General features: G+C 70.4%; 22 protein-coding genes and 1 pseudogene. 8 read left to right on the top strand and 15 right to left on the bottom strand.

Going from position 1 to position 23,729, the window contains the following annotated elements:
- Positions 1–37: 37 nt before the first annotated feature.
- The 3 genes from ABZ725_RS47570 (at position 38) to ABZ725_RS47560 (ending at position 1,970) form a co-directional block, all read left to right on the top strand.
- Positions 38–1,132, top strand: a complete 1,095-nt coding sequence (locus tag ABZ725_RS47570; protein WP_358808607.1) for a hypothetical protein — start codon at positions 38–40, stop codon at positions 1,130–1,132.
- Positions 1,113–1,352 (top strand): hypothetical protein, encoded by a 240-nt coding sequence (locus ABZ725_RS47565; protein WP_358808606.1) that lies wholly within the window; start codon positions 1,113–1,115, stop codon positions 1,350–1,352. The genes ABZ725_RS47570 and ABZ725_RS47565 overlap by 20 nt, the downstream gene beginning before the upstream one ends.
- A 78-nt stretch (positions 1,353–1,430) precedes the next feature.
- The gene (locus ABZ725_RS47560; RefSeq protein ID WP_351915082.1) at positions 1,431–1,970 is read left to right on the top strand and encodes a sigma-70 family RNA polymerase sigma factor; all 540 of its coding nucleotides are present in this window, start codon (positions 1,431–1,433) and stop codon (positions 1,968–1,970) included.
- A 184-nt stretch (positions 1,971–2,154) separates the two neighbouring features.
- Here ABZ725_RS47560 and ABZ725_RS47555 read toward each other — a convergent pair whose 3' ends face one another.
- From ABZ725_RS47555 to ABZ725_RS47505, 11 genes are all read right to left on the bottom strand, one after another.
- A complete protein-coding gene (locus tag ABZ725_RS47555; protein ID WP_358808605.1) occupies positions 2,155–2,661 on the bottom strand; it encodes a hypothetical protein in 507 nt (168 codons plus the stop codon).
- Between the two features lie 824 nt (positions 2,662–3,485).
- On the bottom strand, positions 3,486–4,277 hold the full coding sequence (locus ABZ725_RS47550) for a peptidoglycan DD-metalloendopeptidase family protein (RefSeq protein WP_358808604.1): 792 nt from the start codon (positions 4,275–4,277) through the stop codon (positions 3,486–3,488).
- Between the two features lie 140 nt (positions 4,278–4,417).
- A complete protein-coding gene (locus tag ABZ725_RS47545) occupies positions 4,418–5,287 on the bottom strand; it encodes a DUF4913 domain-containing protein (protein ID WP_358808603.1) in 870 nt (289 codons plus the stop codon).
- Complete coding sequence (locus ABZ725_RS47540; RefSeq protein ID WP_351915088.1) at positions 5,271–7,031, bottom strand: TraM recognition domain-containing protein; 1,761 nt, start codon at positions 7,029–7,031, stop codon at positions 5,271–5,273. Before ABZ725_RS47540 ends, ABZ725_RS47545 begins: the two co-directional genes overlap by 17 nt.
- Positions 7,028–8,458: an ATP/GTP-binding protein gene (locus ABZ725_RS47535; protein ID WP_358808624.1), complete on the bottom strand. Its 1,431-nt coding sequence runs from the start codon at positions 8,456–8,458 to the stop codon at positions 7,028–7,030. The genes ABZ725_RS47540 and ABZ725_RS47535 overlap by 4 nt, the downstream gene beginning before the upstream one ends.
- A 116-nt stretch (positions 8,459–8,574) precedes the next feature.
- Positions 8,575–10,068 (bottom strand): SCO6880 family protein, encoded by a 1,494-nt coding sequence (locus tag ABZ725_RS47530; RefSeq protein ID WP_358808602.1) that lies wholly within the window; start codon positions 10,066–10,068, stop codon positions 8,575–8,577.
- A gap of 136 nt (positions 10,069–10,204) precedes the next feature.
- Complete coding sequence (locus ABZ725_RS47525) at positions 10,205–11,368, bottom strand: hypothetical protein (RefSeq protein ID WP_358808601.1); 1,164 nt, start codon at positions 11,366–11,368, stop codon at positions 10,205–10,207.
- Between the two features lies 1 nt (position 11,369).
- A complete protein-coding gene (locus tag ABZ725_RS47520) occupies positions 11,370–12,107 on the bottom strand; it encodes a hypothetical protein (RefSeq protein ID WP_358808600.1) in 738 nt (245 codons plus the stop codon).
- A gap of 19 nt (positions 12,108–12,126) precedes the next feature.
- Positions 12,127–12,393: a hypothetical protein gene (locus ABZ725_RS47515; RefSeq protein ID WP_351921020.1), complete on the bottom strand. Its 267-nt coding sequence runs from the start codon at positions 12,391–12,393 to the stop codon at positions 12,127–12,129.
- 73 nt (positions 12,394–12,466) lie between these two features.
- A complete protein-coding gene (locus ABZ725_RS47510; protein ID WP_351921018.1) occupies positions 12,467–12,745 on the bottom strand; it encodes a hypothetical protein in 279 nt (92 codons plus the stop codon).
- Positions 12,742–13,272: a hypothetical protein gene (locus ABZ725_RS47505; protein ID WP_351921016.1), complete on the bottom strand. Its 531-nt coding sequence runs from the start codon at positions 13,270–13,272 to the stop codon at positions 12,742–12,744. The genes ABZ725_RS47510 and ABZ725_RS47505 overlap by 4 nt, the downstream gene beginning before the upstream one ends.
- A 760-nt stretch (positions 13,273–14,032) precedes the next feature.
- Here ABZ725_RS47505 and ABZ725_RS47500 point away from each other — a divergent pair.
- Positions 14,033–15,430, top strand: a complete 1,398-nt coding sequence (locus ABZ725_RS47500) for a hypothetical protein (protein WP_358808599.1) — start codon at positions 14,033–14,035, stop codon at positions 15,428–15,430.
- Between the two features lie 125 nt (positions 15,431–15,555).
- Entirely contained in the window at positions 15,556–16,548 is a 993-nt protein-coding gene (locus ABZ725_RS47495) for a hypothetical protein (protein ID WP_358808598.1), read from the top strand.
- A 152-nt stretch (positions 16,549–16,700) separates the two neighbouring features.
- Here ABZ725_RS47495 and ABZ725_RS47490 read toward each other — a convergent pair whose 3' ends face one another.
- Positions 16,701–16,961, bottom strand: a complete 261-nt coding sequence (locus ABZ725_RS47490; RefSeq protein ID WP_351914179.1) for a WhiB family transcriptional regulator — start codon at positions 16,959–16,961, stop codon at positions 16,701–16,703.
- Between the two features lie 115 nt (positions 16,962–17,076).
- Complete coding sequence (locus ABZ725_RS47485; protein WP_358808597.1) at positions 17,077–17,379, bottom strand: sigma factor; 303 nt, start codon at positions 17,377–17,379, stop codon at positions 17,077–17,079.
- Between the two features lie 1,255 nt (positions 17,380–18,634).
- Here ABZ725_RS47485 and ABZ725_RS47480 point away from each other — a divergent pair.
- Together ABZ725_RS47480 and ABZ725_RS47475 are read left to right on the top strand one after the other, a co-directional pair.
- Positions 18,635–19,195, top strand: coding sequence for a hypothetical protein (locus ABZ725_RS47480; RefSeq protein WP_358808596.1), 561 nt, complete (start codon positions 18,635–18,637; stop codon positions 19,193–19,195).
- Between the two features lie 468 nt (positions 19,196–19,663).
- The gene (locus ABZ725_RS47475) at positions 19,664–20,827 is read left to right on the top strand and encodes a DUF418 domain-containing protein (RefSeq protein WP_358808595.1); all 1,164 of its coding nucleotides are present in this window, start codon (positions 19,664–19,666) and stop codon (positions 20,825–20,827) included.
- On the opposite strand, the gene ABZ725_RS47470 is transcribed toward ABZ725_RS47475, so the two are convergent.
- Positions 20,813–21,424: a TetR/AcrR family transcriptional regulator gene (locus ABZ725_RS47470; protein ID WP_358808594.1), complete on the bottom strand. Its 612-nt coding sequence runs from the start codon at positions 21,422–21,424 to the stop codon at positions 20,813–20,815. The genes ABZ725_RS47475 and ABZ725_RS47470 overlap by 15 nt on opposite strands.
- A gap of 443 nt (positions 21,425–21,867) precedes the next feature.
- On the opposite strand from ABZ725_RS47470, the gene ABZ725_RS47465 reads away from it, so the two are divergent.
- A complete protein-coding gene (locus ABZ725_RS47465) occupies positions 21,868–22,296 on the top strand; it encodes a peptidase inhibitor family I36 protein (protein ID WP_358808593.1) in 429 nt (142 codons plus the stop codon).
- A 373-nt stretch (positions 22,297–22,669) separates the two neighbouring features.
- On the opposite strand, the pseudogene ABZ725_RS47460 reads toward ABZ725_RS47465, so the two are convergent.
- Positions 22,670–23,068, bottom strand: a pseudogene (locus tag ABZ725_RS47460) (transposase family protein); the annotation flags it as partial.
- Between the last annotated feature and the right edge of the window lie 661 nt (positions 23,069–23,729).

Genomic DNA, 23,729 nt, shown 5'->3' with positions numbered 1-23,729 from the left:
GCGCCCCCTTCTCCCCCATCACTGGAGCACTTCTGTCATGCCCTCCTTGCGCAAATCCCTGCCCCTCGTCACGGCCCTGGCTGTCGTGGTGCTCGCCGCGGTGCTCGTGCTGCCGGACGCCGGCAGGACAGTCGGGGCGTCCGCGGACCGTTCGCGCTCGTGGATCGACGGCGGCTGGAAGGACTGGCGCGCGGACCGGTGGCGGAACGGGGACTTCTACAACCCGACGATCGGCGGCCTGTGGAGCGGGGAGCGGATGTCGTCCTCGTCCTCCCCCGACGCCCCGCTCGCGGAGGGAGCGGGGCAGGACGGCGCGTCCGATCCCGAGCCCGAGCCCCTCACCGCCCGGCCGACCGCGGCGCCGTACCACAGCACCGCGGGCGTGGTCGGAAAGGTCTTCTTCGACTCGCCCACCGGCCCGAAGGTGTGTTCCGGGACGGCCGTTCGCGATCCCGCCCGGCCCGGCCGGTCCGATCTGGTGTGGACGGCCGGACACTGTGTGCACGCCGGAGCGGACGGCGGCTGGTTCCGCAACATCGTCTTCGTCCCCTCCTACAACGACGACGACCTGAGCGGATCGGCCCGTCGGACGGCTCCACTGGACCAGGTCGCGCCGTTCGGCACCTGGTGGGCGGAGAAGGCCGCGGTGCCCCCGCAATGGACGGCGCAGGGTGCGGAAACCGGCGGGGCCGGGGCGTCCTTCGACTTCGCCGTTCTGCGGGTCAGGCCGCCGGCCGGCTCCTCGTCCCTGGAGGAGAGCCTCGGTAACGCCGTGCCCGTGCGGTTCGACGTGCCGACCGTGAGGTCGCTCGCCACGGCGAGCGCCTGGGGCTATCCCGCGCAGGCGCCCTTCGACGGTGAGCGGCTCTACTCCTGCCAGGACCGTCCAACACGCTACGTGCTGGACCGCGATCAGCCCGCGTTGTACCGGATCGGCTGCACCATGAACGGCGGCGCCTCCGGAGGCGGCTGGTTCGCGCAGAGCCCGGACGGGTCGCTCGCACTGGTCAGCAACACATCGGTCGGCCCTGCCACCGACACCTGGCTCGCCGGCCCGCACCTGGGAGCCCAGGCACAACGCACCCTCGAATCCGTCAGCGACCGGTCCGGCGGTGCTTCGCCCACTCGATGACGGACCGCGCGAACCCCTCGCCAACGTCATCGGGCAAGCCACCCGGCGCCGGCTCCAGGACCGCTCCGACCCGACGTTCCCTCACCCACCGCTTCGGCCCGCCCGCAACAGGGGGCCGGACGAGAAGGCCGGGGCGGCCGTCCTCGGGGTGAAGGTCTCGGCCGGGCTGTCCGGGACGGTCGGCGAGCCGTTGCGGATCTCGCCGGGCCGACTCCCGTGATTCCCGCCGGAAGGCAGCGGCGGACATCCCTTCACGCGCCCGGCATCGCGACAGACCCGGACACCATTAGGAGTAGTCATGAGCTGGACGTCCGCAGAGTCCGACGGGTCGTCAGCATCCACCGCGGAAGAAGAACTGGCCGACCACCGTAAGCAGGTGCTCGCACTGCACGCGTACGTGCGGCGGCTCATGGGCGGCGATGCCTTGCGCGCCGAGGACATCGTGCAGGAAACACTGCTGCGGTGCTGGCACGTCTACGGCGCCATCGGGAACGCGACGCTGCGGCCGTGGATGTTCCGCGTGGCGCGGAATCTCGTCATCGACGGCTACCGAAGCAGCAAGAGCCGCCCGCAGGAGATAGGCGGGGACCTGTGGACGGAGTACGAGTCGGCCGAGCTGGACATCAGCGAAGGGGTGCTGACCGAGATGATGGTCCGGGGCGGTCTGGCCGCCCTGTCCGTCGCCCACCGGCAGGCCCTGGTCGAGGTGTATTTCCGCGGCAGCACCCTGGAGGAGGCGGCGCAGTCGCTGGGCATCCCCAAGGGAACGCTCAAGTCACGCGTCCACTACGGCCTGCTCGCACTGCAACGGGAGTTGACTCCGGCGTACACGGAGTGACGGCCGCGGAGGCCGGCGCCCGCCGTGGGGCCGGCTCGCGGCGGGCGCGACCACGGCAGGGCATCGGCCTCCGGCGGGCCGCACGAGGGAGCGCTTCCCGTCCGGTGCACGACCGGCGCGAACGGACGAGGTGTGGGATTTCGGTACGTGTGCGGTGGTGGCCACGACGCCGCTCGCGAGAGGGCTACCTGCTTCTTCCCTTGGCGGCGGGCGCGGAGTGCCGGCGCGCGGCGGCCCAGGCATCGCTGTCGGCCATCGCGGGCGAACCGACGCCTTGGGGGAGGCACTGGGCCGCGGCAATCGAGAAGTCAGACTCGCGCTGACTCGTCGCCCGGAACGGCTGGGGAACCGTTTGGCCGTAACGCAGCTGCTGTTGCTCCGACACCGTGGGAGCGACCTGTGCGAGACGAGGAGTACTCATCGCCGAGGGCGCCTGGAAGTTTTCCACGCCTGCCGAGCCGGAACGATGAGCCTCCCTCAGACGCCCAAGTTCCGCGTACCTCTGCCACCACTTCTCCAATCCCCTGACCGCGGAGCTCACCGTGTATCCGGCAACGCCGCCGACAAAGGCGCCGAACGGACCGGCGGCAATAGCCCCGATCACAACACCCGCAGCCACCATCTGCTTTCGGTTCTTCAGGATTTTGAGGGCCCTGTCCCTCACTTGAAATCGCTCATCGAGCTTCTTCATCGAGCTGACCGCCCGACCGAGCAGGCTCTTGATCTTCGCGAGCGCCCACCTGGCAAGGCGACTTCCTACGGATTCCGGGGCTCGGCGATCCCCTGCGGGCTCCGGGCGGTTCAGCCCGGGACGGGGGTCCCACCCATCGTCGAGAGTGGCGTCCCCTTCGGCACTGGTGAAATCGCCTTCACGAAAACGGCCTTGCGGGCTGCTGCTCGCGGGAGAGCCGACGAGCAGCCTGTCCGTTGGCTTGGAGGGCACAGGGGGCGGAGCCATTTCACCGACCGCCTCAAAAAAGTTGCCGGGCGGAACCGGCAAAGGGCGAGGCGGATTGGCAGGCGCAAGGGGCGGAGTCACAAGGTCAGCGGGCTTGGGGGGCAGAGGGGGCACAGGGGGCGGAGCTATTTCACCGACCGCGTCAAAAGAGTTGCCGGGCGGAACCGGCAAAGGGCGAGGCGGATTGGCAGGCGCAAGGGGCGGAGTCACAAGGTCAGCGGGCTTGGGGGGCAGAGGGGGCACAGGGGGCGGATCCATTTCGCCGACCGGCGTCGGCTCCACAAGTATGGTCGGCCGCCAGCCTCGCTGGGGCCTCGGTGAGAAAATGCTGCTCGTGTCAGAGGCGCCGCCCGGCACGGGAGGTACGGGGTTCGGTCCCACAGGCGTCGGTGTGGACATGCTGCTCCTCGGGTCGGTCTCGGGCTGATGGACACGCGCTCGGTTCCGGGTGCTCTCATCACTACGGCTCCGGCCGACCGAGAGTTCGAGGGCTGTCTGACGTCGTGTCATGCGGCGCGCGGACTCCCGCTGGCCGGTGCGAGCGATGCGCCGGCGCCCTAGAGGACGATCCCGTGGGAGCGCAGGTAGGCGATGGGGTCGATGTCGGAGCCGTAGCCGGGAGCCGAACGCATCTCGAAGTGGAGGTGCGGCCCGGTGACGCGGCCGGACGCGCCGGACAGGCCCAGTTGGTCTCCCGCGCTCACCGTCCGCCCCATCCGCACGGTGATCTTCGAGAGGTGCGCGTACAGGGCATAGAGTCCGTCACTCTGGTACAGAAGGACAAAATTTCCGTAAGCCTTGTCATATGCCGCGCACACCACGGTGCCCCCGCGCGCGGCGACGACCTCGGTGCCCACGGGTACCGCCAGGTCGACTCCGGTGTGATGCCCGGCCGCCCATGAACCGGGCTGGCCGTACCGGGCGGTGACGACGTATCCGTCGACCGGCCGATACGTGTCGCCGGCTTCGGACGACGGGCGCTGAGTGCCCCGGGACGGCTCGGGCGCCGGGTCCTGGCCGGCCGTGGGATCCGGGCCCGGGGCCTCCACCGTCTCGCCCTCGCCCGTCGGTGACACCGTCTCGGTGAGCGGCGGCCCGTCTTCCGGATCCTCCACGACGGACGGGGGAGAGCCGCCGTCGAGGGGCTCTCCCCCGGCGCTGTCCGGCGGCACGAGGTCATGGACGACCACCGGGGAGGGCGAGGCAGAGGCCGATGCCGATGCCGCGGGCCGGTCATCGACGGCGAAGGCCGTGAGAAGAGCCGCGCCGAGCACGGCCAGGACCGACAGGGCGGCCAGGACCCGTCGACGGCGGCGCGGACGGAATGCGTCCGGCCCGAAGTACTCCATGAGGGGTTCTCTCTGTTCGGGATGCGGGTCGGTCACCGCGGACCGCCGATGACGCCGACGGCGACGCTCCGGCACACGTCATGGGCCCGGTGCCGCCGTGGGCGACGCTCGTGGCACCCGGCCGCGGGACGGGACGCGCGTCAGGGCTCTTCGATCGGCACGGGTTCCGTCTTGCGGTGCCTCCCGGGCTTGCAGCCCGCGAAGGTCCCCGACGGGTCGCGCAGGGTGAGCATCACCGGGTTGAGGAAGTCCCGGTGCCATGACGCCGGACCGGTCAGCGGAGCATCCCCGTTGGTCAGTGCCATCCAGGCCATCCACAAGCCGTACAGCTGTGCGACAGCCTCCAGGTGTTCCCACCAGCGCGTGCACCAGGCGGCCGTGGAGGAGACCTCCCGGCCGTAGACCGGCAGCAGAAGTCCGTGCACCCACGTCGCGAGGTCGGCTGTCGCCGAGCCGAACGCCTCGCCCGACTTGTAGAGAATGAAGGGCGGTTCGGCCGGCGCAGGCGCGTCCGGCGCGTCGCCCGCCTCTCCGCCCGCCCCGACCTCCGCCGCCCCGGCCTCCGTGGTCCCTATGGCCTCCGTGGTCTCCTCTATGGCCCAGGAATCCGCGTCCGGGGCCGGTGAGCCGTCCGCCCCTACGGTGTTCTCCTCGGCCGGGGGGCCGCCCTCCCCCGGTGGCGAGCCGTCCGGGGCCGTCGGATGTGGTGCGCCCGCGAGATCGGGCGGCCGGACAGCGGTGTCCGATGACGGCGGGCCGGGCAAGGGCAGAGGCGGGGAGCCCTCGGCAGGCGGCGGGTCCGGTTCGGTTCGACCGGGCGACAACACCGACACCGGGCGGTCCGGCTCGGACGGCGGCGGCGAGGTGGCACGCGCCCAGCCGTCCGCGTCCGCGCCCGGGAAGCCGTCGGGGACGGACCCGCCGAGGACACCGCGGCCCTGGATGAGGGAGCGGGGGTCCGGTGCCGGGTGGGCGAGACCCGTCGTGCCGTCGTCACTGTTCGATGCCATGGCTCACCCACTTCTCCGCCGCGCGCCTGGTGATCGCGGCGGTCTCCTCGGCCGCCGCGGCCGAGATGGCGGCCGCGCCGGGCTCCTTGTACCAGGGGCGCAGCCGGATCAGTGCGGGCCTGACGCCGGTGGCCAGCAGCAGCGCCGTGCCCTTGGGGAGGGCCCGGATCCGGTCGGGCGGCAGGATGGGGTCCAGGCGGTACGAGATCGACCGTGACGTGCCCTCCTTGCTCCGCGAGACGCTGACGGTGCTGACGTCGTGATGGCCCACGAGCTTGGACACCTTGTCGACGAAGTCGGCGTCGTCGAGCCCCGCGCCGAGGAGTTTGATCGTCGCGGCGCTCCACAGGGCGTCCATGCCGGCCTCGCCCCAGACGCGGCTGCCCTGCCGGTAGCTCTGGAGCAGGGTGACCACGTTGATCCCTCGTGATCCCAGATGGCTGTAGAGATCGGGGAGATCGGATATGCGGCACACGTTGGCCGCCTCGTCGAGGACCGCGGTCATAGGGGGGTCGAGGCGCCCGCCCATGCGTTCGGCGGCCATGACGCCGGCGCGCATCGTGCCGTCGGCGAGCCCGGCGATCACTCCGGCCGCGGAGCCGCCGCCGTCCTTGGAGAGGAGGTAGAGGGTGTCCCGGGTGAGGACGTGCTCGTGGGGCCGGAACTCGGGGAGGGACGGATCCCGTGTCACCCAGGCGAGGATCTCCGGGTCGAGCAGGCAGGAGACACACTGGCGGGCGGTTTCGTAGATGCCGTCCCGGGTCTCCACCGCTCCTCGCACAGTGCCCTGGAGTTGTTCGGCGAGCGCGTGCATCCCCATGTCGTGCAACAGGTCGATCGGGGTGCGGTCCGACGGATCGGCCAGCCAGGCCAGCAGTTCCGTCACCGGCGCCTTGCCGCCGGCGGCGGCGTGGAAGAGCGCGGTGAGGGTGTTCTGCGCGGCGGATATCCAGAAGTCCTTCTTCGACGAGTCGTCGTTGACGGAGGCGACGAAGTGTCCGGCGAGCCGGCGGGCGCCCTCGATGGTGACGCAGTCGGCGAGCATGTCCCACCACATCTGGCGGGGTGCGTGGGCGATGCCCTGCGGATCGAAGGTCCACACCCGGCCGGTCCTGGCGCGTTCGGCCCGGGTGACGGCGTAGACGTCGGACTTGTTGGACGTCAGCAGAACGGCGCCGCGGGCACGGAGCACCCGCGGGATCGCGATGCCCGTGGACTTGCCGGCTCGCGGTGCCATGAGGTCGAGTTCGACATCCTCGAAAGAGGAGCGCAGTTCGGGTCCTTTCGGGGAGAGGTCACCCAGCAGGTTGCCGGTGTCGTCGGCCTCCAGCTCCTTGACGCCCTTGAGCGAGGGACGCAGTTCGCGCGCTCGGGCGGCGATGCCCTCAGGGGCCAGGGCCGCGAGCTCGCGCGCGCCGGCCAGACCCGTACCGCGCCCGAGGCTGCCGCGGACGATCTTCACGAGCGGGACGACACAGGCGACGACGGCCGCGGACACGGCGACGATGCCGGTGTACACGGCCAGGGGCGAGGCTCCCGGCCAGATCGGCCGGGCCCCGTGGCCGGCCAGTTCGGCGAAGGTCGACAGGGCGAAGGGCGGCGGGTTCCAGCCCGCGCCGGTGGCCGCGGCGGCGATGGTCCCGCCGAGCCAGACGATCGCGGACAGCAGCAGCGTGACGCCGGCGACGGCGACGATCGCCCACGGGGCGAGTTCGTTGGCCGAGGGCCTGGGGCGGGGACTCAAGCCGGCTTCCCCCCTTGCCGGAGGGCGGCGGCTCCGGTCTGTCCGTCGGCCGCCCAGCGGCTGTTGGTGTTGTGCAGGTCGCGTTCCGTCTCGGTGATGGCGACCTTGATGGGGATGCCGGGCCGACCGCCGACCTTGATGAGGAAGCGGCCCCGTCCGGGCGGCTCCTCGTGGCCGCCCGTGATGGCCCAGCCGGGCGGGGACGACCAGGAGGAGACAAGATCGATCTCCCGATCGGAGAGCCCGACCACCCGGCCCAGTTCCTCCATCTCCGTGCGGGGAAGGCCCGCGCACACGACCATGCCCGCCCGTTCCACGAAACCGCGGGCCTTGGCCCGGTCGGACTCGGTACCGAGGGCCTCGGCGTCCTTGAGGGTGTGGGTGATCTTGGCGTCGCCGAGGCCGAGGGAGCGGTTGAGGCGGGTGAGGGCGTCGATGCGGTCGACGATGCCGGAAGCGGCGCGCAGCGGGCGCCACAGTTCGTCCAGGACGGTGAAGTACCAGCGCCGCGGGGCGAGTCCGGCGTCGGCGAGGGCGTGTGCGGCGGCCACGGCTCCCAGCCCGTCGGACCAGGCCGCCAGCATCGCCGCGGCGGTGAGCTGGGTGTCTGCCTCACCGATGCGGGAGATGTCGATGCACACGGCCGGGGCGGAGGAGTCGATCCGGGTCGACGTCGGTGAGGCGAAGGTGTCGCCCAGCGGACCGTCGAGGATGCCGAGCAAGGAGCGGTGCAGCGGGTCGACGGCGTCGCGGTAGCGGGTGTCGTCGCCGCGGTCCAGGGTGACCGCGCGGACCCGGTCCGGTCCCTCCTGGAGCACGGCGAGCAGGTCCGGTAGCAGGGGCGGTCTGCCGCTGGGCAGACGTTCGCGCAGATGGTGCAGGGCGGCGGAGAGGATGGACTGCTCGTGGTCGTCCATCGGCCGGCCGCGCACGACGGTGATGAGGGCGGCGACCATGTTGAGCACCCGGCCGTGGGCCTCGGCCGCCAGGGCCTGTCCGGCCGGGCCGCCGAGACGGGCCGCGGCCTCGCCCATGGCACCCGGGTCGAGGATGTTGATACCCCCCACTCCCCGGCCGATGGAGATGACCTGGCCGCCGAGGGCGCGCACGGTGTCGGCGTAGTCGGGTTTGAGGTCGCCGAGGACGAGCGGCACCACTCCGGTGGCGGCCAGGCCGATGAGCATGCGGTTGACCAGGGTGGATTTGCCCAGGCCTGGCATGCCGAGCATGAACAGCGAGGGGTTGGAGATGTAACGGGCCCTGGTGAACCAGGAGATGGGATCGCCGCACACGGTGGCACCCGTGTCCAGGTGCTGACCGAGCGGAACCCCTGTCATGGGCGAGCCGGAGCCCGCGGCGAACGGCCAGAGCCCGCAGGCCTGGACGGTGGTCGCGCGCCACAGCGTCGGCGGGTCGAGGTTGCCGATCTCGCCTCCGCCCGGTCCCGGCCAGCCCCGCGGTCCGGGCTTCGGCTGCCGGCCGCCGCGCGGCCCGTGGAACGGGGAGGCGGGCGGGCGCCTCCCCGAGGTGTCGCCCTTGCCGTTCACAGCGCCTCCTGGAGTGCCTGGGGAATGAGGGTGTGCTCCCACGGCAGAACGCCGACGGGGAGCGTGCAGGTGAAGGCGGCGGCCTGCATCCGGTCGGCCGGGCGCAGGGAGAGCCTGGCCGCCGCCTGGAGGTTTCGGACGGTGACGGCGGCGTCGGGCAGTTGGCGGGAGGAGTCGACGGTGACGGTGAGCATCAGGGAGAACTCGACAAGTCCGGCTCCGGCGGCCTCTTCCGTTGCGGTCTGCTCCGCCGCCCGCATCTCCGAGGCGGCGCGGGCCTGCATCATGCCGCGGCCGGAGGTCGCCATGAACTGGGCTGCTCGGCGGTCTGCCTCCACGATCCGCGCCGAGGTCGCCGGATCGATCGGCCGGTAGAACAGGGCGACCCGCTTGCGACGGGTGCCGGGGGCCGCTTCCAGCAGGCCGCGCAGCACGCTGGAGCGTACGGTGCCGCGCGGTGCGAGGGTCAGCAGCCAGCTGCGGGACACCCCGGAGTCGTGCTGGTAGGAGCTGACGGTCTCGACCGCGGCGGCGGGGCCTGAGTCCTCCCACTCCAGGCCGGTACCGCCGTGCCGGGCGCGCGCGTCCAGCACGTCGCCGGCGACCGCGGGGTCGTAGGCCACGCGTACGACTTCCGCGATGCGCTCGGCGGACAGGGGTGCGGCGGATCCGCCGCCGGCTCCGACGAGCCCGCTCAGCAGGCTCGGGATGCGCATGGCGAGCTCCGTGACGATCTCGCTCCGGTCGCGCTTGTGGCCGGGGGCGACGCCATAGGTGAGGGCGATGTAGGTGTGCATCTCGGAGGAGGCGGAAGGGTAGCGCTCGACGACCTCTCTCATGACGGCCTGCGCGGCGGCCGGCGCGTTCTCCTTGATCCTCGGCAGGACCTCGTTGGCCAGCCGGGTGCCCGGGTCGGGTGCCGTCTCCACGATGACGCAGGCGCCCCGCAGTTCGGGTTCGTGCGACAGCCGGGCGAGCCAGTGGCCCCAGGCCGCCACCCATACGTCGGTCTGGTCGGGGTCCACGAGCGAGCCGCCGTCGGGTTCGCAGCCGAGCACGATGGTGTAGGTGTTGCGGCCCGGGTGGTGCAGTACGCCGAAGGGGCGGTCATAGGCGTCGCGGCCCTCGCTCATGGTGATGCGGCTGAGCAGGCCCGGCGGGCGGAAGCGACCGCCGGGCCGCTGTGACAGCGGGCCGCTGACGTAGGTGTGGGCCCCCTTGGCACGCCGGCGGAGCCAGCCGACCCGCAGCGCCAGGAGCTGATAGAGGTTGCGGCCGTCCTGGGTGCGCACCGTCAGGGGCGCGAGCGCGAGGGCCAGCGGGAGGATCACGAAGAGGGCCGCCACCAGGGAGATCAGTGAGACGAGCAGGGTGAGGACCAACCCGCTGAACACGCCGAACGTGCCGACCAGCCCCAGGGGGCCGAGTCCGGGGCGTCGTGGGCGCCGCCAGTTTCCGTAGGTGGGATGCGTAACTGCTTCTGTCGACATGGTGCTTCCCGAAGGGTGAGTGGCTGAGGTGTCGGGCAGCCGTTCGCGAGGGACGGACGGCTGCCCGGGAGATGTCACGCGGTCTGGTCGGCCGTGGCCGGACGCCGGGCGGCCGCCCGGGCCGGCCGCGCCCCTGTCAGCGGTTGTGTCCGCGGTCTCCGTCGGCTCCGTCGACAGCTCCGGCGGCTATCCCGCCCACCGTCTTCACCACCGCCGTGCCGGCGGCGACGGCTGCGCCGACGGGGCCTGCAGCGAGCGCGGCGGCCGAGCCGGCGCCAGCGGCGGCTCCGGCACCAGCGCTGGCGCCGCCGCCAGCGGACGGGGCGCCCGCGGCGCGGGCGCCGGACGGGCCGGCTCCGCCGGATCCACCCGCCGGACCCGGCATTCCGCCCTGGCTCCCGCCCCCGCCCGTGGCGCCGCCGATCGACTTCGCGCCGGAGGCGAGCGAGCCGGTCAGGGCTCCGACGCCGCCGGCGCCTCCGGTGCCGAGGGCGGCCGTGGCCGGGACCACGAGTTTGAGCAGGGCGGGAAGGGCGACCGCGGAGAGCAGGAGGACGCCGATTCCGGCGATCTTGACGTGGACGGCGTTGTCGTCGTTGGTCTCACTCGTGGAGATCATCTCCGCGCCGGCGAAGATGACGAGCCCCGCAGCCGGCTTGTACAGCAGCCAGGCGGTCATCCAGCCGAGGTGCTTGCGCCACCAGCCGGTGCCCCAGTTGGTCATGGACGCGGCAGCCGCCATCGGAAGGGTGCCGAGCAGGATGATCATGACGCCGAGCCGGACGTACATCAGGATCGTCTGAACGATGGCGGCGACGAGGAGGAGCAGCGCGAGAACCAGCAGCAGTACCGACTGGATGTTGTCGGCCCCGCGGCAGCCGATGCTGGTGACCTGCTCCTGTGCCGAAGTGGCGAAGAGGTAGTCCGCGTAGCGGTCGGCCAGGCGGGCCAGTGCGGTCACGACGGCTGTCGCGCCACCGGCCACGAGAATCACGCGCAGCAGGCCTTTGAGCGCCACGCCGCCGGCCTCGCCCCGCCGTTCGAGCGCCATGCGTCCGGCGGCGAAGATCAAGGACGCGACGGCGGTGTAGACGACGATCCACTGTGTCTGGTCGTTCACCGCGCTCGACGCGTCGGTGGAGAGCGTGGGGATGTTCGTGGTGAGGTCACCGAACGCGGTGATGGCGGCCGCGAGCACCTTGTTGGCGATCACCGCCAGGATCGTGCCGATGGGGTCACCGAGGAAGTCGAAGAAGCCCTTGACGACGTCGCCGGGGCCGCTTCCCGTTTCGCAGGCCATCTCACGCCTTCCAGAGGACGAAACCGGTGGTACTGGCCGTTGAGGACATTTCGGAGTGCAGACCTCCGTCGCCGCCCGGCTTCACCTTCCAGTCGCCCCCGCTCCACAGCAGGGTGACGGAGGTGGTGAAGCGCAGCCCGCTCACGCTGCTGATCAGGAGGTCGACCGTGGCACGGTTCGAGGTGTAGTCCGACACCCGGTATCCGGTGTAAGTGCCGTTCTGGCGGCCCTCGATGTCCCGGTCCGGCAGGGACGCGCGCTGAGAGACGAAGAGGTCCCGGGTGAATCCCGCCACGACCTGGTCACGTGTGACGACGCGCCAGTCCGGAGAAGTCATCTGTGCCGGTATGACGTGCGCCGCCAGGACCGCTCCTGCCGGGGTGCGGGCGAAGCACCAGAGCACCGCCCCCGCCGAGCGGGTCGGTCCCGCCGTCGCGGAGACGGGAACACGTGTGCCCCCGATGGTCCGCCACCGGATGTCCTCGGGCGGCGCCTCGTCCGTACCGTGGTCACGGTCGTCGGTGACGCATCCCTGAGGCCTTCCCGGGGTGTCGGCCGCGGCGCGGGTGAGCGGGCCGGGCGCTGCGGTCGGCGCCGGCTGCCCGGACCGCCCGTCGCCCGTCACCACCGCGACCAGGGCCGTGATCATGGCCGACGACAGGAATCCGGCGGCCATCAGCCAGCCCCGTCGGGTCCAGAACGGCGCCTGCTGTTTCTCGGCATCGGCTGATGTCGTCACGGGAACCCTCTCTTCCCGTCTAGTTGAAGACGAACTGGACGAGCGGTCCCGCCGTGGCGACGAGCACGCATCCGCCCAGGACCATGCCGAGGCGGCTCATGTGTTCGGAACTCTCGCCGCGCTTCACCGAGATGGCCATCATCGCGCCCGTCACCAGAACGCCGGCCACACCTGCGGCGGTGCCGGCCCACGCGGCGATGCCCAGGACGAGGTTTATCTTGTCGGTGAGCGCCGCCGGCGCCTGCCGGGTGGGATTCGGAACACCGGCGGCGAGAAGCCAGTTCATGAGATGTCTCCAAGATCGAATGTCTGTGAGAAAGGGAAAGCGGGGGTCGCTACCGGCCCGTGCGCCGTGTGCTTCACAGGCCCAGATAGCCGAGGTACTGCACGAGGGGACCGGCGGTCGCCGCGAGGACGCATCCGCTGAGGACGAAGAACAGACCGCGCAGGTACGAGGCCCCTTCGCCCATTTCGCCACGGCGCAGCTGGATCGCCATCAGGATCCCCGTGATGAGCACTCCCGCGACTCCGGCAGCGGACGCAGCCCAGGCGAGAACGCCGAGAACGAAGTCGGCGTCCGCGCCCGGTTGGAAGGGAGGGGCCGCGAGGATGTCGTGAGCAGCCGTCTGGCTCGTCATTGTCCGTCTCTTTGCGTTGGTCCCGCCGGCCCGATGAGTGCCGCGAGTTCGACGATGGCTCTGGGCGCTTTGGCGACCGGCTCGCCCACCCGCCACTGGCTGATCCACGGGACGCTGATCGTGCGGGCCGCGGAACGCAGCACCCGGACCCGGCGGAACAGTTCCAGCGGCAGCCGCCCCGGGGCGTCGGCCACCAGAACGACCGCCACCAGGTGAACTCCGGGCGGATGGCGGCCCGTTCTCAGCGCGTCGAGGGCCTGCGCCGCGGCTCGCAGCCCTCTGTCGTGGGTGCGGGCCAGCAGCAGCGTCCGTCCCGGTTCCCCCCGGCCGACGTCCGGCCAGGCGTGGCCGATGTCAGTTCCGCCGAGTGCGGCCGCGAAAGTGGTGGCTCCGGCGCCTCCGTGGGCGTTGGCCCAGCTGATGTCCGCGGTCCGTGAGGCTGCAGGAACGTCTTCGGCGTGCTCGGCTCCGTGTGTCCTCGCCGGGCCGGGCACGGCAGCCGCGGCCCCGGGGCGCGGGGGGAGCAAGGGGAGCGGGGGATGTCGCCGCTGTGCGTCCTGCGGCGACGGCCGCTCCCCGGCCGGAGCTCCGAACTCATCCGATTCGTGGGGGACTTCAGGCGTGGGTACCGGCCCGCGGATCCACGCATCCGACGAGGACGCCGCGGCCGGAGTGCCCATCGTGTTCGTCTCCTCTGTCCTGGGTGCGTTACGCGGGCAGGCCGAGAGCAGGCTCGACAGCTGGGTTTCGGCGGGGCCGACGACGCGTGCCACGGCCTGCCCGCGTGGGCGCTCACGGCGGGTCCGGGCGGTCCCTGTCCACCTCACCGGACGTCGGTGCCGGCGGCCACCGTGTGCTTCCTTCGACAGACACACGGACGCGTGCGGTCACACAGTTCACCTGGAACTCGACCAATCAGAATTGAACTGTCCGGGCCCCTGGCTGCGTGTCCGAGCAGGAAGACATCCGTCGCCGTGCCTCGCGGCGGAGGACGGCGTCGTCGTCGCCCGGTGACGAGTCGCCGAGCCGGCAGGACACACACGCCTCGTCCCGGGCGGCAACGCCTCGCGGACCTGGGCACACATCCGACCGCGTCCGGCGGAACTTCCCTGTGGTGCCGCACGGCCGGCTTCTCACAGCGTGCCTGACCCCAGCCGAGCTCAACCTCTCCCCCAGACACGGAAGGTCAGTGAAGTGCCCATCTTCCGGCAAGAGAACCGCAAGGCCCAGTCGGCCGGTCCCCTGACGGGCCCTCGAGCGGCTCCCGGGAAACCACACGGTGCAGCGGTGCACCGGTGCCATGTCTTCATCGCGTCCGACGGCACGATCACCGTCGACGGGGAGGACATCGAGGTGGCGGGAGGCTCCGCCGAGACCGCCGCCCTCGACCACCTGCACCAGCTCGCTCTCACGATGGCGGGGCCGGTCGAGGCGTCCGTACTCGATCATCAACGGCGTCTGACCCTGGTGATCAGGGTCGGGGCGGACGGCGCGAGCGAGTTCCTCAAGCCCCCGGTCCTCCTCGACGAGCTCCGGGCGGCCTCGCCCGCGGCCCGGAACGCGGCGGCTCCTCCCCCGGAGGTGACGCCGCCACGTCACGGTTTCGACGACCCGGCGGCGACTTCCGGGGCCGCTCCCCCGTCCGGGCGGACGGCGACCCGGCCGGACGGTCCGCAGGCCGACAGCGATCCGGCGACCACCGTGCTGAGGCCTGTCACGGCCGCGTCCGCGGGAGGGGCGCCGGCGTCCCCGCCCCGCAACGTGCCCGGTCCGGCCGCCGAGGACTCCCCCGGACTAGCCGGCACCCCCGTTCCCGGCACTGCGGCCCATTCCCCGGATCCGGCCGAACGCCTGCCGCACCCGGGTCCGCCGGTCCTCCCCGCCCCGCCGATACCGGCCGCCCCCGTACCCGTCGTCCCGCCCGCAGCACATGGCACCGCGACGCGACACCCTTCCCGTCCAACTCCTCCGTATGCCCAGGATCCGGCGCTCCCGGTAGCGCCGCCGCCACCGCCGATGCCACCGCCGGCTCCCGCTTCTCGCCCGGCCGCCGCCGTGCCGGACAGCGGTGGGCCGGCCGGTGGATCGGCTCCGGACCGACCGGGCGCCGTGTCGGCGCGCCTGCCCCCCGTGGCGTCGCAGGGGGGCGCACACCCCGCTGCGCGGCAAGCCGAACGCGCCGCGCCGGCAGCCGTCGGCGTTCCGGAAGAACTCCGGGCGGGCGTCGCCGCCGTCGGCGACGCTCTGACAGCCCGGGACCTGGTGCGCGCCGAGGAGCGCGCGGCCGCGCTCCAGGAGCAGGCCGTGAGCACGTTCGGGACCACACACCCCTTCGCGCTGGAAGCCGGCGCCCTTCACGCCTATGTGGCTCACCTGTCCGGGGATCAGGGCAAAGCGACGGCGCTCTCGCTCCAGGTGGCCTGGATGCGGCACTACCAGAGCGATCCACGCGCTCACGAGGACCTGGAGCGGGCCTGCGCCACCTGGGAGCTCCTGACGTCACCTCACATCGCGGTGTCGCTCGGCAGGGAGTTGCTGCTGCTGTGGGAACGCATCGGCACGGGCCACGCCACGGAGGGGCACAAGTCCGTGGTCGAGCGCCTTTCTCACTTCTCCCGGGTGTCCGCCCCTTCCTTCGCCCCTGCCTCGCTCGGGGGTGCCCCGGCAAATCCTTACCTGCTCTGAAAACGCCGCCGGGGCGCTCGGAAAGAAATATGTCACGGTCGTGTATCAGCGGAGGGTTCCCAGAACCCTCGGGCGGGTGCGGCCCGTGTCCGGGGTGTCGACGTTCCGGAAAAGCCCGGAACGACTTGGTCTCGGAACTTTCTGTGGGGGTTTGCATGTCTCACACGCGTACTTCAGTTTTTGCGGCGGTCACACTTGCCGGCGCGCTTCTCCTCACCGCATGCGGCGGCGGGGACGACGAAAAGGCCGCGGCACCGTCTGATTCCGCCTCTGCGGCCGCCTCTCAGCTGACTTTCAAGAACGGCACCGCGCAGCAGAACAACGCGAATCTGAGCACCGGTGACCTGGCGGCGGACGCGGCGCCCGCACGGCAGGCCGCTGCGTCCAGTCCGGTGATCCGGAAGTGGGTACAGCTGTCGGCCAGTCAGGTGGGCGGCTTGGATCCGGTGGTCACGAACGGCGCGGGGTTCGTTCTCTACCGTTTCGACAAGGACAAGACCGATCCCTCGACGTCCAACTGCTTCGACGAGTGCGAGAAGCAGTGGCCTCCACTCGAGGTCGCGACAAACGGCAAGGTCTTCATCGACGGAATCAAGAAGTCCGACGTCGGTTTCATCAAGCGGGGCCAGGGATATCAGGTCACGATCGGCGGCTCTCCGGTCTATCTGTTCAGCAAGGATCAGGCGCCCGGTGACACCAACGGTCACCTCGTAGGAGGCACCTGGTTCGGGGTGACCCCCGACGGTGGGCGTGCCGGGCAGGATTCCGCCGGGGCCGAGCCCCAGGTCGACCCCGCCGACGGCGGTGAACAGGCCGAAGGGCAGACGAAGTCGGAGATCGTGGCGCGTGTCGAGACGGGCCGGTACAAGATCGTCGAGGACGTCAACGATTCGGAGAGCGCCGCGGGAGTCGTCTCCGGCAAGGGATGCGTGAACACTCCGTCGTTCGGCACGGCCATCAGCCCCGACGACTCCGCGTCCGCGAACAAGCCGATCAAGATCTGGTCCGGCAGGAACTGCACCGGCAGCTCCGCCGTGCTGGAGAAGGGCAGGGGAACCTTCGCGGACTTCGGCATCGAGAAGGTGAACTCCATCTTCATCGGCCAGTTCGCCGAGTAGTGCCGAAATGGTAGAGGAGTAACGCCGCAGCCCGTGCAGGCGAGACTTCGTACGGCGGGGCCGTTCGGACCGGACGCCATATTTCCGGCCCGAACGGCCCCGCCAGTTACCGGGGCCGACCATGGGAACGCAGAACACACATCACGAACAAGCTACGAGGTGGTCTTCAGCAGCCGACGCCACGATCGGACACTGGGGCAGCGCTTCAGCAGCAACCGGCGTTCCCGCTCGGTCATACCGCCCCACACTCCGAACTCGATGCGCTGATCGAGCGCGTACGCCAGACACTCAGCCTGTATCGGACAGCCGTTGCACACGTTCTTGGCCTCCTGCTGGGTCGCGCCCTCGGCAAAGAGGATTTCCGCCTCGCCCGGCCCGCACAGACCTTTTCCACTCCAGTCGGAGATAATCATTTCTCGCACCGCACTCTCCATGAACCCCGTTTTCGAGATTCGCTTGCCTGTAGCACGAGGGTTTGGCACGGTGCAGTTCAAAATTTCCGGCACCCCGCAGGATGCCGCACACCGACTACCGGCGCCCGGAGGCGAGTTGGTGCACCACGGCGGTCGAGTCCGGCTCGGCGACCGCATGGGGCGACAGGGGCTGCGCCAGGGACCGGTCGGTCGCGATGTTCCGAGCGATGGTGAACAGCCAGGTGCGCATGAGGACCGGTGCGGGGTCGGCCACGAGATGCCTCCACGCCCGGACCAGCGTCTCCTGGACGATGTCCTCCCCCACCGCCCGGTCACCGGCCAGCCGTGTCGCATAGGCCAGCAGGGCCTTCCCGTGCTCGGCGTAGAGCGCGCGCACCAGGACTTCACTGCCCGTCACAGACTCCGTCACCGCAGGGGGAACCGTTCCATGAGGCTTCTGAGGCGTCGTCCGCCGGCTGATTGCCATCCGCATACTCCATCCCTGAGGGAAATGCGTCGTTCTACGGCAGACCGAAGTGCTCGGGTTCCGTGAGGGGCGCCGTACCGGGTGCAGTCGGCACGGGGCCGCTGCCTGACCTAGGGAACCCGCTGGGTGTCTACGATTCGTTTACGGCTGATTCACGGACCGATGGACGACATCCGCGATGTGCGCTCACCGCTCCGCCTCGGGGGCGACGACTGTCAGGCCCCGGCAGCCACGTGATCGGTCCCGCGGTAGGCGGCTCGTGCCGGCCTCGTCCGTCGCGGGGGAAGTCCGGTCGGTACGGCCTCGGCGCTGGAGAACTCCCGCCGACCGACGTGGGTCCTACCCGGGGAATGACCGTCCCAACCCACCGAACAAGCGGCCGCTCGGCAGGAAGACAGACCCGCCCCGCCCTTTTCGGCGAGGCTTGCCAGGAAGCCGGCCCCGGCGGCGCGGTAGCCGCACATCGGCTCATGAGCACTCTCGATCAGCGACCCAAGCGACGCGACGTCAGAGAAGGCTCCGCCTGTAGGGCACCGGACACTCGAGGGAGGTGCGCGCTCTCCCGCTCCACCGTCGCGGACATGAAAGCCCGCCACAGGAGCGACCGACCGGTCGGAGAGCTACCCGCACCCGCTGGGTCGCCGTACCGCCCCGCCGGGGAAAGCCCAGCTCAGAGACGGCACCAAACAGAAACAGCGACCCAAGCGACTGAAGCTCGCTATATGCCAGGCGTACAGAATCCTTCTTCCACGGACTCATATACCTGACGCTCCAGTCGCTCCAGTCGCTCCGCAGGCAGTATCAGCTTCCTGACCTGCGCTTCTCACCTGCAGCAGGGCAGTACTCGGCGGTCGCTGAGTAGCCCACCCCCAGTCGCTGGGCCCTCGACCGGTCGACGAAGAGGCACCGCCGCCATCAACAGGGGGGAGAACGTTCTGTCTTGACAGGGCGTCGGTCGACTCACTTGAATGTCACTAGACAGAACGTTCTCCCTCCCCGGTCCCGGGCTGGATGGCGCCACTGTGGCCAACCGTGTCGGCCACCCCGCCTGCCGGCTCCGGCATCAGCGAGCCCCTGGCAGGCGGCAGGGACGCCAGAACACGTCGTTCAGACGGTCGAAGAAATGCACCGGTCACGTAGTTGCGTCACTCACCCACATCCGTGAAAACCTGAACAAGGAACTCCCATGGACACCCTCGTCGGTCCGGCCTCCACCAGTAACCTCGTCGCCCTGCGCAAGCTGTATTTTCAGCGCTTCGCGTTCGCAGCCGTATGGGCCTTCGCGTTGTTCACATCCGCCGACACGATCAATCCCGTGAGCGCGACGCTCCTGGTGATCTATCCCCTGTTCGATGTGGTGGCAGCGGCGGTCGATCTCCGTTCCGCCGCGGCGGACGGCAAAGCGGTTCCGGCGCTGTACGCGAACATCGTGATCAGTTCCCTGGCCGTCATCGGGGTGGCTGTCGCCGCCGCATCCGACGTGCCGGCGGTCCTCCGGGTCTGGGGAGTCTGGGCTATCGCCTCAGGTCTCGTTCAGCTCTTCGCGGGCGCCATGCGCCGACGGCTGGGCGGCCAGTGGCCGATGATCATCAGCGGCACCATTTCCACTGCCGCCGGAGCGTCCTTCATCGCGCGGGCCGGAAGCGACGATCCCACCCTTCAGAACCTCGCGGGCTACGCCTTCCTCGGGGGCGTCTTCTTCCTTGTCTCGGCACTCCGGCTGAACCGCGTCCGCCCCGGGGCATGACCCCGCCCGGTCCTGACGGCCTGGGCTTCTCCGCCTTTCCGCCAGGTGCGCACGGCGCGGCATCCGCTCGGACCGCCAGCGCACCGGCAAAGGATTCGGGGAACCGCCTGGCCCGTTGCGCGCGATACCTCACCCTCGGCGGCTTCGTGAAGACGGCCCGCTGCCGACAGCAGCCCCTTGCCGAGGTCCGTCCCGCAGCCGTGCCGGTACGCGACGGGGCTGAAGACGGTCCGTGTGAACCGGCCGGGCACGCGGACCGTAGTGCGTGCCGAGGGCGTAGGCCGGTGAGGGGGTGCGCATGGACGCAGAACCGGTGTTCCCGGCGCTGTGTACGGAGTGGGGCCCCGGCCTTCCGCTGCCGGCCGGACGGTCGACGGCGGCGGCGGCGTCCGCGACCGGCGCCGTGACCACTTCGTGAACGCAAAGACGCCTTCACCCGGCCGATCGCGGCGGGTCGGTGAAGTCGATGTGCTGCGAGGGTTCGCCCTGTTCGGGATCCTTGTGGTCAACTCCTCGCTGATGGCCGGGCCTTATACGGCGCTCGGCGGTGGTCCGGAAGCCTCGATTGCCGACCGCGCGGCGGCCTGGGCGACGACGGCGCTGTTCACCGGCAAGTTCTATCTCCTCTTCTCCTTCCTCTTCGGCTACAGCTTCGTGCTTCAGGAGCGTGCCGCCCGGCAGGCCGGCGTCGCGTTCGCCCCGCGTCATCTGCGGCGGGCAACGGGGTTGTTCGTGATCGGTGCGGCGCACGCCGTGCTCCTGTACCCCGGGGACATCCTGACGACCTACGCCGTCCTGGCGCTCGTGCTCTACGGTCTGCGCGGTCTGTCCCCGCCGGCCGCCCTGCGCGTCGCGGCCGGGCTGGTCCTGGCACTGGCGGCGCTGCTGCTCGGGTACGGGCTGCTGACGGTGGCCTTCGCGGAGCCCGTGGATCCCGCCCGGTACGCCCGCCTTGTCGCGGGCACCGTCGATGCCTACCGGGCGGCCGGATTCCTGTCGGTACCGAAGGCCCATCTGAAGGATCTGCCGTCTGCGCTCGGCGCGGATCTGCTGTACGCACCCGACATGCTGGCCGCATTCCTGGCCGGGCTCGCCGCCGCCAAGTGCGGTTTGGTGGAGCGGCGGGGACGGGACCGGCGCTGGCTGCGCAGGACCGTCGCGCGGTGTCTGCCGGTGGGGCTGACCGGTGGCGTGCTCACGGCGTGCTGCGCCGCCTGGCCGATGGACAGCCGGTGGTTCCTCGTCGGCCAGGCGGTGTCGGTGCTCACCGCACCCGCGCTCACGGCCTCGTACGCCTGCGGGCTGCTTCTGCTGCTCGACAGCGTGCGCCCGGCGGCGGCCGGGCTGCTGGCGGCCGCCGGACGCATGGCGCTCACGCACTACCTCACCCAGTCGCTGGTCCTTGCCGTGGTGTTCACCGGGTACGGCTGCGGGCTCTACGACCAGGTCGGAGGGGTTGCCGTCCTGGCGGGCGACGTGCTGCTGTACGCCGTTCAACTCGTCTGCGGAGCACGGCTGATGCGGCTGATGCGGTACGGGCCGGTCGAGTCGTTGCTGCGTGCGGTCACGCTGGGTCGGCGTCCCGGTGGCTCCCCCACCGGTACGTGGGTCTCCGGCTCACGGGCGGGGTGACGGGACCACACCACCGGCCTGCGCGGGGGAAAGGAGGGTGGAGACCGTCAGCAGCAGCTGCTCACGTGCCGCGGCCGGATCGCCCAGGTCTCCCCCGACCATCGCTCCGTCCCGCAGGAGGACCAACAGAGCGGTGGTGTGTTCCCGGTCGGCGCAGCCCGCGGCGGTCACAAGGTTCAGTACCGTCTGGCTGAACCAGGACCGGTGGGCTCGGACCGCCCTCCGGACGGGATGCTCGGACTCCGGGTACTCGGCGGCGGCGTTGATGAACGCGCATCCGCGAAAACCGGGCCGGCAGATCTCCGACCCGATGCCCGTCATCATCATGATCAGCAGATCTTTGGGATCGGTGCTCGTGCGGAACGCCTCCGTCACCGCCGACCGGATCTCCTGGTCGCGCCGCTCGACATAGGCGAGCACGAGATCTTCCTTGCTGGGGAAGTGCCGGTAGAAGGTTGCCCGGGTCACCTTGGCCTCGCCGATGACGCGGTCCACGCCCACATGGCGGATGCCATCGGAGTAGAAGATGCGGGAGGCCGCCTCCAGGAGCCGGGCGCGGGCCGGAGACGCTTTTGCGGGGGCATCGGAGGAGGTCACATGGACATCGTACCGGAACGATCGTTCTCCCTGAAGGGTGGGCCGCTTGTCGTCGGGCTCGATGCCCCGCGGTGCAACGTCGCTGGTCGGCGGGCACCCTTGCTGACGTCCGGCCGTCCCCGGCCTTGTCGGCCGTACGTTGCGGCATGCTCCCGTCCTAAGTGACAGAACATTCTGCCTACGCCGAAGCGGGTCGATCTCCTGTGTCTGTGCAGCAGAGTGGGCACGCCATGTGCCGACGCCTCGCGCGGTCCGTGCGCCCCCGTCCAGCCTGAGCGGCGTTCGCCCCGCGCCGGGAATCCCTCTTGACCTCGATCTGGCACGGATATTCTATCCGCCCGGGATCATGAGGACACAAAATATCGTGAGCCCTCCTGCCTTCCGAGCCGCCGAGCAGTCCACGCACTACGTTCTTGCGATGGGCACCAAAAGCTACATCACCCGTGAAACTGCATGTCGAGGATCCAATGCGAATACCATCGATCATTTCCGTAATTGCGCTGACCGCCGGGGCGCTGGGGATGATGAGTCCGACGGCTCAAGCGGACACCTCGTGTCCTTCGGGCGAAGTCTGCCTCTACAAGGACCTTGGCTACGCGGGGCAGATGTTCGTCGTTCCCACCGTCGCAGGGATGTCGTGCGTCAAGGACCTGGCGAACAGTAAGTTCCCGGACGGCAGCAGCGTCGACAATGCGGCTTCTTCGCTCAAGAACAACACGGGCTCTGTGCTGTTCATCTATCAGCATGCCGACCGTCCCGGCATTTACACCGGCATTTCCGCATGGGAATGGGTGGAAGACCTCCGGATCGCCCCGGCCCCCGCCGTGAGCGGAACGGTCGACCTCAACGAGCGGGTTTCCCGCGCCTGCTGACACCATGACCAGCGATGTCTCGCGGGTCGAGCAGCCTACGACCCTTATGGTCACCAGCTTCGCGTCGTCCTCGACCCATGGTTGGCGCCAGGGTTCTCGAGCCGGTCTTCGTGCCCAGTGCCCCCGCCCCTCCCCCTCGGCACTCGGTGCCCGGGGCACCCGTACGCGACAGGGCGGCGACTCGATGGGTCCCCGTGTGAAGGCGGCCCAGCGTGGGGGAACCGGCATCCAACGAAGACGCCGCAGACGGACGTGGACGTGCCGGAACCCGCGACCGGCCACCCGAAGTGGACGAGAGCCACGACAGACCGCCCCGACACCTTCCGTGCCCCTCCCGCAGGTTCGGAGGAGACGCCCTGCCGGTGGCTCAGCTCGCAGCGGTCAGGTCGTGAGCCCGGCCTGACAGTGTGGGTGAACCACAGCAGTCGGCCGCCCGGATCGGTGACCACCTGCACGTTCACCCCGTGCCGGCGGTGCTTGGCCGAATGGTCGGCCCGTCCTCCGCCGACCCGGTCGCACTCGGCGAGCGTGCCGTCCAGCAGGACGAAGTCCGCATCGGCCTCGCGCAGGACTTTCAGCAGACCCGGCGCGCGTTCGGGGAGCAAGTGGATGAACGCGCTGGTGCAGGGGTGGGTGGTGGACTCGCTGATTCCGAAGCCCGGCAGCGATCTTCGCCAGAGTGGTGCGCTCGCGCAGGTACACCAGTGCCACCATCACGCTGAGACGGGCGGAGCCTGGAGCGCCGGTCACTCTCACGGGCGACGACGAGCATGGTCACCCACGCCACGAGCGCATGAGGCAGGTCGAGTGCGGCCAACGAGGCCCCCCAGCAGCGTGGTTGAGACGTCAGACATCTCGATCAACAGCGCGGGGGCCTCACTCGTTGCGCTTCGCGGACCGTCCCCCGATCAGCGGCCGCGCTGAAAAGGCTGACGGTGCCGAAAACGGTGCGAAGTCATCCCGACGTCCACCTGGCCACCACGAAACGCAGGCCGGCGAGAATGCCAACGACCTCCCCCGCTTGTTCTCCGCCATCCGCCAGCTCGTACCCCGACTGACGGGACCCTGCAGTAGTCGCGGTCAACGCGCCAGGTCGTCGTCCCGCTCGCCGGCATCTGCTCGGCTTGCCGCCGCAGAGCTTCGTGACGCACGCTGAGCCATGCGCCCATGCGCCCATGCGCCCATGAGCCGTTTGACGGACGACGGGTTTCGGTGTCGACGTGTGGTGCATCCGCCCGGCACGCTCGTGCAGCTCCGGCGGTCCTTCCTGGAAGCAGGCAACACTGGGCTTCCTCTGGCCGTGTCTGTCTGACCTGCTGTCACGCTTTCTCATGTGTCGGAGAACGTCGAAATCATGTTGTCGTATTAGACTCCAGGTCACTCGCGGGGGCGTCGGGAAGGTGGCACCGTCTGCCGTCTCTGACAGGGCGTTA

This window comes from Streptomyces sp. NPDC006872, assembly GCF_040635845.1.
Lineage (GTDB): Bacteria > Actinomycetota > Actinomycetes > Streptomycetales > Streptomycetaceae > Streptomyces.
The sequence above is the reverse complement of the archived record's forward strand: the minus strand, read 5'-3'. Positions and strand labels throughout refer to the sequence as shown.